11 protein-coding genes are annotated in these 14110 nt (G+C 48.7%); 7 read left to right on the plus strand and 4 right to left on the minus strand.

Annotation, left to right across the window (positions count from 1 at the left end):
- Positions 1 to 66: 66 nt before the first annotated feature.
- A complete protein-coding gene (gene nrdA, locus F5I99_RS10760; RefSeq protein WP_151055891.1) occupies positions 67 to 2331 on the minus strand; it encodes a class 1a ribonucleoside-diphosphate reductase subunit alpha in 2265 nt (754 codons plus the stop codon).
- A 607-nt stretch (positions 2332 to 2938) separates the two neighbouring features.
- On the opposite strand from nrdA, the gene gdhA reads away from it, so the two are divergent.
- Together gdhA and mscS are read left to right on the plus strand one after the other, a co-directional pair.
- On the plus strand, positions 2939 to 4291 hold the full coding sequence (gdhA, locus tag F5I99_RS10765) for an NADP-specific glutamate dehydrogenase (protein WP_151055893.1): 1353 nt from the start codon (positions 2939 to 2941) through the stop codon (positions 4289 to 4291).
- A 52-nt stretch (positions 4292 to 4343) separates the two neighbouring features.
- Positions 4344 to 5204 carry a small-conductance mechanosensitive channel MscS gene (gene mscS / locus F5I99_RS10770; RefSeq protein ID WP_151055895.1) on the plus strand — a complete coding sequence of 287 codons (861 nt, stop codon included), beginning with the start codon at positions 4344 to 4346 and terminating at the stop codon, positions 5202 to 5204.
- Between the two features lie 56 nt (positions 5205 to 5260).
- Here the strand turns inward: mscS and F5I99_RS10775 are convergent, their stop codons facing one another.
- Positions 5261 to 6901 (minus strand): acyl-CoA synthetase, encoded by a 1641-nt coding sequence (locus tag F5I99_RS10775; RefSeq protein ID WP_151055897.1) that lies wholly within the window; start codon positions 6899 to 6901, stop codon positions 5261 to 5263.
- 120 nt (positions 6902 to 7021) lie between these two features.
- Between F5I99_RS10775 and F5I99_RS10780 the strand changes: the two genes are divergently transcribed.
- The 4 genes from F5I99_RS10780 (at position 7022) to F5I99_RS10795 (ending at position 11498) form a co-directional block, all read left to right on the plus strand.
- A complete protein-coding gene (locus F5I99_RS10780; RefSeq protein WP_151055899.1) occupies positions 7022 to 8536 on the plus strand; it encodes a PAS domain-containing sensor histidine kinase in 1515 nt (504 codons plus the stop codon).
- Positions 8533 to 9171, plus strand: a complete 639-nt coding sequence (locus F5I99_RS10785) for a response regulator transcription factor (RefSeq protein ID WP_151055901.1) — start codon at positions 8533 to 8535, stop codon at positions 9169 to 9171. The genes F5I99_RS10780 and F5I99_RS10785 overlap by 4 nt, the downstream gene beginning before the upstream one ends.
- 92 nt (positions 9172 to 9263) lie before the next feature.
- On the plus strand, positions 9264 to 9743 hold the full coding sequence (locus F5I99_RS10790; protein ID WP_225307375.1) for a DUF523 domain-containing protein: 480 nt from the start codon (positions 9264 to 9266) through the stop codon (positions 9741 to 9743).
- Positions 9744 to 9782: 39 nt separating this feature from the next.
- Positions 9783 to 11498, plus strand: a complete 1716-nt coding sequence (locus tag F5I99_RS10795) for a proline--tRNA ligase (protein WP_151055903.1) — start codon at positions 9783 to 9785, stop codon at positions 11496 to 11498.
- A 127-nt stretch (positions 11499 to 11625) separates the two neighbouring features.
- Here F5I99_RS10795 and F5I99_RS10800 read toward each other — a convergent pair whose 3' ends face one another.
- Complete coding sequence (locus F5I99_RS10800; protein WP_151055905.1) at positions 11626 to 12396, minus strand: ferredoxin--NADP reductase; 771 nt, start codon at positions 12394 to 12396, stop codon at positions 11626 to 11628.
- Between the two features lie 234 nt (positions 12397 to 12630).
- On the opposite strand from F5I99_RS10800, the gene F5I99_RS10805 reads away from it, so the two are divergent.
- The gene (locus tag F5I99_RS10805) at positions 12631 to 12831 is read left to right on the plus strand and encodes a YgaP family membrane protein (protein WP_407670289.1); all 201 of its coding nucleotides are present in this window, start codon (positions 12631 to 12633) and stop codon (positions 12829 to 12831) included.
- A gap of 99 nt (positions 12832 to 12930) precedes the next feature.
- On the opposite strand, the gene prpF is transcribed toward F5I99_RS10805, so the two are convergent.
- On the minus strand, positions 12931 to 14109 hold the full coding sequence (gene prpF, locus F5I99_RS10810; RefSeq protein WP_151055907.1) for a 2-methylaconitate cis-trans isomerase PrpF: 1179 nt from the start codon (positions 14107 to 14109) through the stop codon (positions 12931 to 12933).
- Position 14110: the final 1 nt, after the last annotated feature.

Raw genomic sequence — 14110 nt, forward strand, 5'->3', positions numbered from 1 at the left:
CGTTGCTCTTGTTCCTTGTGTGAGACCTAAGTGCGACCTAAGTGAAAAACGGAATCAGCCTGCGCTTTACAGCTTGCAGGCTCCCCCTTCACAACCCGTATCATCCTGCTGGTCTGATGCACCATCACGAGTATTATGGTAATAAAGCGTTTTCAAACCGTATTTGTAGGCGGTCAGCAAATCCTTCATCAGTTGTTTCATCGGTACTTTATCACCGGGGAAACGGGTTGGATCGTAGTTGGTATTGGCTGAAATGGCTTGATCGACAAACTTCTGCATAATACCCACCAATTGCAGATAACCCTCATTACTAGGGATGTCCCAGAGCAACTCGTACTGATCCCGTAACTCCAGATACTCTGGTACGACCTGTTTCATGATCCCGTCCTTGCTGGATTTTACTGAAACAAAGCCTCGCGGTGGCTCAATGCCGTTGGTGGAATTGGTGATCTGAGACGAAGTCTCACAAGGCATCAACGCCGTCAGCGTTGAGTTCCTCAGTCCAAATTCACGGATATCTTCACGCAGTGTTTCCCAGAAGTAATGCAACGGCTCTTCGCAGAAATTATCCACATCACGCTTATAGGTATCGATGGGCAATAACCCTTTTGCATAAGTGGTTTCATTGAACTTCGGACACGCACCCAGCTCTTTGGCCAGCTGATTTGAGGCCTTGAGCAAAAAGTACTGAATGGCTTCGAAAGTACGGTGAACCAGACCATTTGCTGAACCATCAGAATAACGCACACCATTTTTAGCCAGGTAATAAGCCAGGTTAGTTACACCCACACCCAGGGTACGGCGATTTTCAGTGGCATTATAAGCAGCTGGAATTGGATAGTCCTGATAGTCCAGCAGGTTATCCAGGGCACGAACGATCAAATCAGCCAGGTCTTCCAACTCATCCAGTGATGCCAAGGCACCCAGATTGAATGCTGACAAAGTACAAAGGGCAATCTCACCTTCCGGATCATTCACGTCTTTCAATGGCTTGGTTGGCAGTGCAATCTCCAGACAGAGATTCGACTGACGCACAGGTGCCACAGCCGGGTCAAATGGGCTGTGAGTATTACAGTGATCGACGTTCTGAATATAGATGCGGCCAGTGGAGGCCCGCTCAGCCGCCAGCAGACCAAACAACTCAACCGCTTTAATGGTCTGTTTACGAATTTCAGGCTGCTGCTCATACATCACATAGAGACGTTCAAACTCATCCTGATCAGCAAAGAAAGCCTCATACAAACCCGGTACTTCATGTGGACTAAACAGGGTAATATTTTCACCCTTGATCAAACGCTGGTACATGAGCTTGTTGATCTGTACGCCATAGTCGATATGGCGCACTCGGTTCTCTTCTACACCGCGGTTGTTCTTCAGCACCAACAGGGACTCGACCTCCAGATGCCAGATAGGATAAAACAGGGTAGCCGCCCCACCACGCACACCACCTTGTGAACAGGATTTAACTGCCGTCTGGAAATGCTTATAAAACGGAATACAGCCTGTATGGAAGGCTTCACCGTTACGGATAGGGCTGCCGATGGCACGGATACGACCGGCGTTAATACCTATGCCAGCGCGCTGAGAGACATACTTAACAATCGCACCGGCGGTGGCATTGATGGAATCCAGACTGTCATCGGTTTCAATCAGCACACAGGAGCTGAACTGGCGTGTCGGTGTACGTACACCCGCCATGATCGGCGTTGGCAGTGACAGCTTAAACAAGGAGGTGGCATCATAAAAACGTTTGACATAACTCAGACGGGTCTCTTGCGGATAACCGCTAAACAGGCACGCAGAGACCAGCATATACAGAATCTGTGGTGACTCATACACCTTTCCGGTTACCCGGTTCTGCACCAGGTACTTGCCTTCCAACTGCTTTACAGCGGCATAGCTGAAATTCATATCCCGGCTATGATCGATATGTGCATTCAACTCATCAAATTCAGCTTGGGTATAGTCTTCAATCAGGTGCTTGTCATAACGCTGTGCGTCTACCAAGTCACGAACATGAGTATAAAGGTCCGGTGCTTCGAAACAGCCGAACGCACGCTTACGCAGATGAAAAATAGCCAGACGTGCGGCTAAATATTGATAATCAGGGGCTTCTTCTGAAATCAAATCGGCAGCCGACTTAATCAGGGTCTCGTGAATATCCGAGGTTTTGATCCCATCATAGAACTGGATGTGTGCACTCAGCTCAACTTGCGATACGGATACATTTTGCAGTCCTTCCGCAGCCCAGATGATGACTCGGTGAATTTTTTCCAGATCGATAGGTTCCCGACGTCCATCTCGCTTGGTTACCATCAGATTTTTCTGCATAACACCGCTCTTCCGTATATCAAATATTCATGGGGCAACCAACCTAAAAACAGCTGATCACTTTTTAGCCTGAAAACACAATATGTAGTGCATACATCTCAAGTTGACACCAAATATAGTTATTTTAAAAAGAATTTCAACTCTTGATTTTGCCACCAATCAGGTGTAACACCCCACCTTCAACAGACTACAGCAGGGATGAGCACTGACTTTCAGCCAATGTAATTATGAAGTTTTTCTGAACAAAATATGACGTGATTTTTTTTCATTTTAACCAAGGTGATCTTGCCTGAACATTGAGCAGACTCAGCAACCTGGCATATCGCCGGAACGTAGCAAACCGATAACACACCATAACTGGCCGCCAAAAAAGCAAAAATCACCAATACAAAGCACAAAGAACCTGTAGCGCACCAATATTGTGCAATATAATATTTCGCACAACACATACAAATATACGTTATATTTCAATTAAATAGATTAAAAAATAACTTAATAGAGTGATAAATACAGGCTTTACATACCTGAACAATCCCTAAATATGTGCATTGGGAGTATGATATGCGCCATTTTGAAACATCCATTAGCCTTAAAAAGGAAATCTAGCATGCCCTATGTCCATGACACGCTGTTCCGGCTGCAAAAAAGCAGTCCTGCCCAGACTGAATTCTATCAGGCCGCTGAAGAAGTGCTGGACTCAATTCGCCCTCTGCTAGATAAAGACACACACTATCGGGAACAGGGCATTATTGAACGCCTGGTGGAACCCGAGCGTCAAATCATGTTCCGAGTTGTCTGGCATGACGACCAGGGACGTATCCAGGTAAATAAAGGTTACCGGGTTCAATTCAACTCCGCACTGGGACCCTATAAAGGTGGACTGCGCTTTCACCACAGTGTAAACGCTGGCATTATCAAATTTCTCGGCTTTGAGCAGATTTTCAAAAATGCGCTCACGGGCCTGTCAATCGGCGGGGGCAAAGGCGGCTCTGACTTCAACCCCAAAGGGCGTTCCGATATGGAAGTTATGCGTTTTTGCCAGGCCTTCATGACAGAACTGCATCGTCATATTGGTGCAACTATTGATGTACCTGCCGGTGACATCGGTGTAGGCGCGCGTGAAATTGGCTATATGTATGGCCAGTACAAACGCCTGACCGGTTCTTACGAAGGTGTTTTGACCGGTAAAGGTCTAAACTGGGGCGGCTCATTGGCACGCAAGGAAGCAACCGGCTATGGAGCCGTTTATTTTGCTGAAAATATGCTGCAAGACCGCAATGACAGTCTGAAAAACAAAATCTGTCTGGTATCGGGTGCCGGTAACGTGGCGATTTACACCATTGAAAAGCTATACGATCTGGGCGCACTGCCGGTCACCTGCTCCGACTCACAGGGTACCATTTATCATGAACAGGGTATCGATTTAAACCTGCTAAAAGTGCTTAAGGAGGTTAGACGCAGCTCACTGGAAGCCTATCTGGATACCCACCCGACAGCCAAATATATTCCTGTCAGTGATTACCCAACGGACGGCCATGCCGTATGGCGCTTCAAAGCGCACGCCGCCTTCCCTAGTGCTACACAGAATGAATTAACCGTTACAGATGCAAAGGTACTGCTTGAGCAGGGCGTTTCTTGCATCTGCGAAGGTGCCAACATGCCATCAACGGCGGATGCTGTGGATCTATTCCTGGGAGCGGGCATCTGTTACGGCCCGGGTAAAGCAGCCAATGCGGGCGGAGTTGCCACCAGTCAGTTGGAGATGGCACAAAATGCCAGCATGACACAATGGACTTTTGAGGAGGTAGACAACCGACTCAAGGCGATTATGTGTGGTATTTTTCAGCGCAGCAGTGAAACGGCCAAGGAGTTCGACCAACCGTCAAATCTGGTTCTGGGTGCCAATATTGCTGGCTTTAGAAAGGTTGCCGATGCGATGATTGCTCAGGGTCTGGTTTAATTCAGTATCGCTGATAAAATTAATGCTTTATTTGTCACTAAGGAGCAGAACAATGGATGAAAACCTACTGCGCAATACGGCGCAACTTGGTAATGATGTCACAGGCTGGATCACCAACAATCAAGAGTTGATTATCAGTTATGCTGTTAACCTGACAGCTGCTCTGTTGATTATTCTGATAGGTTCGATGGTGATAAAGTTCGCCACCAACTCATTAAATCGGGTACTCAAGAAGCGCAAGGTTGATCCTACTATCGCCAATTTTGTCACTAGTCTGATCAAGTATGGTCTGTTGGCTTTTGTGATTATTGCTGCGCTTGGACGAGTGGGTGTACAAACAGCCTCCTTTGTTGCGATAGTCGGTGCGGCGGGCTTGGCTGTTGGTCTGGCTTTGCAAGGCTCACTGTCTAACTTTGCTGCAGGTGTTCTGCTGATAGGCTTTCGTCCTTTTAAAGCAGGCGACTATATTGAAGCGGCAGGAACAGGTGGCACGGTAGAGTCTGTGCAAATTTTTACCACCATTATGAAAACGCCGGATAACCGCGTTATTGTGGTGCCCAACTCTAATATTCTGAGTGGCAATATTGTCAACTACTCACAAGAGCCGCAACGTCGTATCGACTTGGTGATTGGTATTTCCTATACCGCCGATCTGCTAAAAACCAAACAGGTACTGCAGAAAATCGTTGACGCTGATGAACGTATTCTGAAAGATCCAGCCTGTAACATTTCAGTCAATGAGCTGGGAGCATCCTCCGTCGATTTAATTGTACGCCCCTGGGTCAACAGTGCTGACTACTGGGCTGTACGCTGGGATCTGCTAGAGAAAATCAAGAATGAACTGGATAATCACGGCATTGGCATTCCTTACCCACAGATGGATATACATCTGATCCGCGAAGAAAAAGCCTGACTTGACCGCTAAGCGTGGGCACTTACAAGTTATCCTGTAGGTGCCCACAACAACGTTTACCCCAGACTGGCCTGATCCCTGAGCACGAATTTCTGAATCTTGCCTGTAGATGTTTTCGGTAGATCACAGAAGATAATTTTCTTGGGTATTTTAAAGCGTGCCATATTATCGCGACAGAACTGAATAATATCAGCTTCGGTCACATCTCCTATAGCCGCCGTCTTGAGCGTTACAAAAGCGCAGGGCACTTCACCCCACTTATCGTCACTCATGGCAACCACCGCCGCCTCCATCACTGCTGGATGACGATATAGCACATCTTCGACTTCAATCGAGGAAATATTCTCTCCACCAGAGATAATGATGTCCTTGGAACGGTCCTTGATCTCAATATAACCATCTGCATGCCAGACAGCCAGATCACCTGAATGGAACCACCCACCTCGGAAGGACGCATCAGTCGTTGTGGGGTTTTTCAGGTAGCCTTTCATCACCAGGTTACCGCGCATGAAAATTTCACCCAGTGTTTTACCATCCTGAGCAACTGGCACCATAGTTTCCGGATTGGCGACCATCAGCCCTTCCAGCATCGGTGCCCGCACACCCTGGCGTGACTTCAACCGGGCTTTTTCATTGGCATTTTTCTCATCCCACTCATCATGCCAGGCACACACCACACTAGGGCCATAGGTTTCTGTTAGGCCATACACATGGGTGACCTTAAAGCCCATCTGTTCCATCCCTTCGATCACACTGGCTGGCGGCGCTGCTCCGGCGGTCATGACTTTCACTTCATGATTAATACCCGCTTTCATCTCATCAGCAGCATTGTTGAGCATGTTGAGTACGATGGGAGCACCGCAGAAATGATTCACCTTCTCAGTTTTGATCAATTCATAAATGCAATCAGCACGGACGTGACGCAGACACACACTCACACCGACTGTGGCTGCAATCGCCCAGGGGAAACACCAGCCATTACAATGGAACATAGGTAACGTCCAGAGATATACCGGATGGTGTCCCATATCCCAGGACAGCGCATTACTCATAGCATTCAGGTAAGCGCCACGGTGATGATACACCACCCCTTTTGGATCACCGGTGGTACCGGATGTATAGTTAAGGGTAATGGCATCCCACTCGTTTTCTGGCAGCTCCCAGGGGTAGTCGTCATCCCCCTCGGCGATAAAGGCTTCATAATCCATCTCGCCAATAAGCTCTCCGCCTTCATAGGACGGGTCATCAATGTCAATAACCAGTGGTTTGTGCGCCATCATCCGTACAGCGCGCTGAATCACTTCAGAAAACTCCCGATCAGTAATGACCACTTTGGCCTCACCATGCTGGAGAATAAAGGCAATAGCTTCAGCATCCAGGCGAATATTGAGCGCATTCAACACAGCACCCGTTGCAGGTACACCAAAATGAGCTTCAAACACTTCGGGTAAGTTGGGTGACATGACTGCAACTGTATCACCCTTGCCGATGCCCCGCTTTACCAGCGCGCTGGCCAGCTTACGGCAACGAAGAAAGGTTTCCCGCCAGTTACGACGAACGCCTGAATGAACAACTGCTGTGCGTTCAGGAAACACATCAGCAGCACGCGATATGAAACTTAAAGGGCTGAGGGGGGTAAAGTTAGCCGGGTTCTGATCTAAACCCAAGGTATAGGGATTATGATTTGACTTAGTCATGTTATTCTCCAGTAATGTCCCTGTCGTTTTATGCAATAATACGTATTTTCCCTTATTTCACAAGCCGACTTAAGCCAAAGAGAGATAATTCGTGCGTCAAACAATAAGGAAAATAATCGCATGATAGATTTACACGCAGCATTGCGACGCTGTCAGAAAGAAGCGGATCGCTACCGGCTGTTGGCAGAGCAGTCTACTGACCTCATCTCACGCCATAGCGCCACGCCGGAATGGACCTTCATTGATGTCAATCCGGCCATTGAACCTCTGCTGGGATATAAGGCCGAAGAGATCATCGGCACATCCGGCTATGCCCTGTTTCACCCGCAAGATGCTGATAACCTGAAAAACCGTAGTGGTAATGTTATATATCGTGATGGCCTTTATACCAACACTTACCGTTATCGCCATAAACTGGGTCATTACATCTGGTTTGAAACCACCAGCCGAACCATTCGGGATGAACAGGGTAAACCAATTGAAGTGATCTGTGTCTCCAGAGATGTAACCGAGCGGGAACTCGCCCAACAAGCGACCCGACGTCTGGCCAAGGTTGTGGAAGCCTCCTCAGATATGATTCTGTTCTGCCAGCACAACTCGCAAACCTTTACCTACTTAAACGAAGCAGCCCAACGCACGTTGAATACCAGCGGCGTAGCTGCTCGCCAGCAGCTCAACCAGCTGTTTACCGACAGACTTTACCAAGACGCCGTACGTCCCGCTTTACAGATCGCTGCGATTGAGGGTAACTGGCATGGAGCCATCCCGATGGCTCTGTCGGAGGACTGTCAGCGTGTTGCAGAGCTGCGTGAGGTTATTGCCCATAGAGATCGCAATGACCGCACCCAAGTCGATTATTACACCCTGATAGGGCGTGACGTCACCGCCCGAAAGCAGGCTGAGCAGCAATATAAGCGGCATCAAAATGAGATGGCGCACATGTCACGACTACTCTCCGTTGGTGAAATGGCCACCGAGCTGGCCCATGAAATCAACCAACCCCTGGCGACAATACTGAATTATAGCAACGGTACCCTGCGGCAAATCGAGGAGCAGCAACTCCAGTCCGTGGCACAAACTCAACGAGCGCTGGAACTCATCTCTCGCCAGGCTCATCGCGCCGCTGAAATCATTCGTAGAATCCGCCGCTTTGTCCAACGTACTGAAGTGCAGTCCTGCCCGTTTAGAATTAATGAGTGCTGCACCGAAGTTACTGAATTTCTGCATCAGGATGCCAGAGACCAACAGGTACGCTTTCAGTTCGAGTTAGATAAGAGTAACCCTGTTGTACAAGGTGATCGGGTACAGGTCGAACAGGTTCTACTTAATTTATTACGCAATGCCATTGAAGCCTATTCAACCCTCAATACTGAAGCGGCTGTCATCACCCTGATCACGCGCGCTATGCCTCAGGCCATTCAAGTCAGTGTGTGTGATCAAGCCTGCGGCATTAAACCAGAAATCATGGCACAGTTGTTTGAACCCTTCATGACCAGTAAAGTAAACGGTCTCGGTATGGGACTGTCGATTTCTCGCTCACTGATAGAAAGCCATGGGGGTCAACTTTGGGCTGAAAGTGACGGACAGAGCGGCAGTTGCTTCCATTTCAAATTACCTCTGAGAACAGCACAATGAGAACCGATAATAACAAAGTATTTCTTGTTGATGACGATACTGATTTTCGTGATTCCATGCAGTGGTTACTCAGCTCCGCTGGGTATGATGTCGTCAGTACAGCATCCGCTATAGAGTTTCTGGACCTCTACGAGAATGAACAAGGCTGCCTGTTGCTGGATGTGCGCATGCCAGGTATTAATGGCCTGGCACTGCAACAAATTCTGCAAGAACGGGATATTCAGCTACCGGTTATTCTGATCAGTGGTCACGGCGACATTCCTATGGCAGTCAATGCCATCAAAGCCGGGGCGCTAGACTTTATCGAGAAACCTTTTGATGACCGTCACTTGCTGAGTCTGGTCAGCAAAGCACTGCTTGAAGCTGAAAATCGTTTTAAAGCACATGATGAAATTACTGAGCTGAAAAAACGCTTTACCAGCCTGAGTCAACGAGAACGGGAAGTAATGGCGCTGGTAATTCTGGGACAATCCAATCGTGACATAGCGGATAGGCTGGGTATCAGCCCAAAAACAGTCGAAGTTCATCGTGCCCGAGTGATGGCAAAAATGCAGGCAACCAGTCTGCCAATGCTGGTTAATATGGGCAATCAGCTCCCCCGAGAACTACTATCCAAACTCCAAGAATCTGTTTAGTTTTACGGTCTGATCACTAGCGCACTTAGTCATCAGACGGTAAAATAGCGCTGATAAAATAGAATAACTATAAAAAACAAATCAGGAAATGGATGATGGATAAAATTCTGGTTAGTGCCTGTTTAATGGGCGCCAAAGTGCGTTATGACGGTCGGGATAACTTGCTGGACCACCCAGTTCTCAAGCGCTGGAAACAGCAGGGTAAATTAGTGATGGTGTGCCCTGAATCACTCGGTGGACTCCCTACTCCGCGCCCCCCCGCCGAAACTCAATGCCGCTTCCCTATTTTGATTACCACCCGGGACGGTCAGGATGTCACCCCGGAATTTCTTGCTGGCGCTGAAACGACTCTAAAAATAGCCCAACAACAGAACGTCTGCTGTGCTTTGATGAAATCACGCAGCCCGTCTTGTGGCAACAACCAAATATATGATGGCAGTTTTTCAGGTAACCTGACCTATGCTCCTGGCGTTGCAGCCGATGAGTTAATTCGCAACGGCATCCCCGTATTTAATGAGCATCAACTTGAAGATCTGATCCGCTTTGTTGAAGAGCAGACCGAAGCGGCCTAAAATAGGGCCTATTTTCGCCAACTACGGAACTGCTCTCCTATGCGCGCCAGTCAATACTTAATCTCTACCCTGAAAGAAACCCCTTCTGATGCAGAAGTCATCAGCCACCAACTGATGTTGCGGGCCGGTATGATCCGCAAACTGGCATCTGGTTTGTACACCTGGCTACCCTTGGGGTTACGCACATTGCGCAAAGTTGAGCGCATCGTTAGAGAAGAGATGGATAGCGCAGGTGCGCTGGAAGTGCTGATGCCCGCCGTACAACCCGCCGAGCTCTGGCAGGAATCTGGACGCTGGGAAAAATATGGCCCTGAGTTGCTGCGCATTCAGGACCGTCATGGTCGTGATTTCTGTGTCGGCCCGACTCATGAAGAAGTCATCACCGATTTTATTCGTCGTGAAATACGCAGCTACAAACAGCTGCCTGCCAACTTCTATCAAATTCAGACCAAGTTTCGTGATGAAATCCGCCCTCGCTTCGGCGTAATGCGTTCACGTGAGTTCATCATGAAAGATGCTTACTCTTTCCATAGCAATCGTGAATCACTGCAGCAAACTTATGAAACAATGTACAACGCCTACAGCCGTATTTTTGATCGACTGGGGCTGAACTACCGACCGGTTCTGGCGGATAACGGCTCGATTGGTGGTAACTCATCGCATGAATTCCATGTCTTAGCTGATTCCGGCGAAGACGATATCGCCTTTTCAGATACCGGCAGTTATGCGGCCAATATCGAAAAAGCTGAAGCCCTCGCCCCTAGCTCCCCTCGTCCAGCTCCGACTGAGGCCATGCGACTGGTGGATACCCCCAACACCAAAACCATTGCAGCACTGGTAGAAGGCTTTAATCTTCCTATCGAAAAGACCATCAAAACGTTGATTGTTGCCGCCAGTGACGAATGTGACGCTGACTTTATCGCGCTACTGATTCGTGGTGACCATGAGTTGAACGAAATCAAAGCCGAAAAACTGCCGGAGGTCGCCAGTCCGCTGCGCATGGCAACCGAAGAGGAAATTCGTGCGGTAATCGGTGCAGGGCCAGGCTCATTAGGCCCGATTAATCTAGCCATTCCCTGCATCATTGACCGTACAGTTGCCGTGATGGCTGACTTTGGAGCCGGTGCCAATATCGAAGACAAACACTACTTCGGCATTAACTGGGAACGCGACCTGCCAACACCTCAGGTTGCTGATATCCGCAATGTCGTTGCCGGTGATCCTAGTCCTTGCGGCCAGGGCACACTGGAGATCAAACGCGGTATCGAAGTGGGCCATGTATTTCAGTTGGGTAACAGCTACTCTACCGCCATGAACGCCACTGTGCTTGATGAAAATGGCAAGGCCGTAGTGATGGAAATGGGTTGCTATGGTATTGGGGTTACCCGGGTTGTGGCTGCTGCCATTGAGCAGAATCACGACAGTAACGGCATTATCTGGCCAGAAGCATTGGCGCCATTCACTGTTGCACTGGTGCCGTTGAACTATGACAAATCTGAGTTGGTACGCGAAAAAGCTGATGCACTTTACGCCGCTCTGACCTCTATCGGCATCGATGTATTTCTGGATGACCGTAAGGAACGTCCAGGGGTCAAGTTCGCGGATATGGAGCTAATCGGTATTCCCCACCGACTGGTTATTTCAGAGCGTGGATTGAATGCAGGCACACTGGAATACAAGCACCGCCGTGATGCCGAATCACGCGACATTTCGGCGGATGATGCCCTGCAGTTTCTGCAGCAGCAACTGAGCTGAACTCTGGTTAAAACTAAGAGCTAGTAACCTGCGCCGTGCTTTCGCATCCTTGCGACCGCGGCGTAAGTACATCCTGTAGATAAAAACGGCAGTCTAAAAGCTGCCGTTTTTATTGCCGTCCCATCGATTAATCTACAAACGCCCGCTCAATGACGTACTGTCCATGCACACCTTTGCGGGTTTCACTAAAGCCCCAGTTATCCAGCACCTGGGTAAGGTCTTTAAGCATCTCCGGACTGCCACAAATCATAAAGCGATCATCATCCAGATTCGGCTGGGGTAATCCCAAGTCCCTGAACAGAGTGCCATCCAGCATCAGATTGGTAATACGCCCCTGATTCACATAGGGCTCGCGCGTGACCGTTGGGTAATACAACAGACGTTCGCTGATCATATCGCCAAAAAATTCATTGGCAGGTAGTTGTTCCTGAATTTCGGACTGATACGCCAATTCCGAAACATAGCGCACACCATGCACCAGAATTACTTTATCGTATTGCTCATAAACTTCGGGGTCTTTGATGATACTCATAAAAGGTGCCAGACCCGTGCCAGTCGACAGCAGGTACAAATGTTTACCCGGCAACAAAAAGTCGGTCAGCAAGGTGCCTGTGGGCTTGCGGCTGATATAAATCTGATCACCAGGCTGTATCTGCTGTAATCGTGAAGTCAGCGGACCATCCGGCACTTTGATACTGAAGAACTCCAGGTTTTCTTCATAATTAGCACTGGCAATACTGTAAGCACGCAACAAAGGCTTACCTTCAATTTCCAGTCCGATCATGGTGAAATGGCCATTTTTAAAGCGAAAGCCTTGATCGCGAGTGGTTTTAAAACTAAATAGCTTTTCATTCCAGTGCTGTACTTCCAGCACCGTTTCTTTCTGAAGATTCGACATACTCTGCTTCCTGTCAGATACAAATTAACTATGGTGGCAGTGTAACGCGGCTCAACATATAATATAAAAGAATTATTAATACTTTTTTTATAATTAAAAGAAATATAAATGTAGTTTTATTAAAATCAGCACACCATTTAGCCGAATAATAATGCTGAATCATTTATATTAAGCATAGTCTAATATACAGTGAATAAACGTATAGACTCCGAACAACCCTGGCTAAAGGAAAGAATGATGGACCTGAAAGTAAATGTAGGCACTATCGATAAAATTGCGCGAATTGGTGTAGGTATTCTACTACTGGTGCTGGCCGTGATGGGCATAGGAACACCCTGGACCTGGATCGGCATCGTGCCACTGATTACCGGACTGGCTGGACGTTGCCCAGTATATAGCTTGCTAGGCATCAATACCTGCGGCATCAAAAAATAAGCCCGATATAGAATCGGGCTCAAAAACCACGGGAACCTGAAGGGTTCTCGTGGATTCTCACTCAGGGGCACAACAAGTCTAAGGCACAAAAACCTTAGTTTAGAAAGTATCGCCGGGAATCCTTACCCATCCTTCCATCAATACACGCGCACTGCGGCTCATCACCGCTTTGGTTGCAGTCCATTCACCTTCAACCAATGATGCTGCTGCGCCAACACGCAAAGTGCCTGACGGGTGACCAAAGGTCACCGCATCACGCTCATAGCCACCCGCCGCCAGATTCACCAATGTTCCGGTCACGGCCGCCGCCGTAGCGATAGCCACCGAAGCGGTGCCCATCATCGCATGATGCAGCTTACCCATCGACAGCGCTCTTACGCAGATATCTATATCACTGGCGGCAATCTGTTTGCCACTGGACGCCTGATAGTCTGTCGCTGGAGCGACAAAGGCAATCTTCGGCGTGTGCTGTCGTGCAGCCGCTTCGGACACATCCTTGATCAGCCCCATCTTCAGCGCACCATAAGCACGCATGGTTTCAAAGCGCGCCAGCGCATCGGCATCCGAGTTAATGTCTTTCTGCAGTTCGGTACCCAGGTAACCGATATCAGCCGCATTGACAAAAATAGTCGGAATACCGGCATTGATCATGGTCGCTTTGAAGGTACCGATACCAGGCACTTCCAGATCGTCGATCAGGTTTCCCGTCGGGAACATAGAGCCTTCGCCGTCGGCGGGGTCCATAAACTCGATCACTACTTCAGCGGCCGGGAAAGTCACCCCATCCAGCTCGAAATCCCCGGTTTCCTGCACCTCCCCCTGGGTAATCGGCACATGGGCAATAATGGTCTTGCGAATGTTTTTCTGCCAGATACGCACGGTGCAAATACCATTTTCAGGTATACGTGAAGTATCAACCAGGCCTTTGCTGATAGCAAAGGCACCGACAGCCGCAGTGAGATTACCGCAGTTACCAGACCAGTCGACAAAGGCCTTGTTGATAGCAACCTGACCGAAGAGGTAATCGACATCATGATCCGGCTGCTCGCTTTTGGCCAGGATAACGGTTTTGGAGGTGCTCGACGTAGCCCCGCCCATCCCGTCAATCTGCTGACCGTAAGGATCAGGACTGCCGATCACCCGCAACAACATCTTATCGCGCGCTTCGCCAGGAACCTGCGCCGCTTCAGGTAACTCCGTCAGGCTGAAAAACACCCCCTTGGAGGTGCCGCCACGCATATAGGTGGCGGGGATTTTAATCTGAGGAACACTCGACATA

The sequence above is a fragment of the Nitrincola iocasae genome, assembly GCF_008727795.1.
Taxonomy (GTDB): Bacteria; Pseudomonadota; Gammaproteobacteria; order Pseudomonadales; family Balneatricaceae; genus Nitrincola; species Nitrincola iocasae.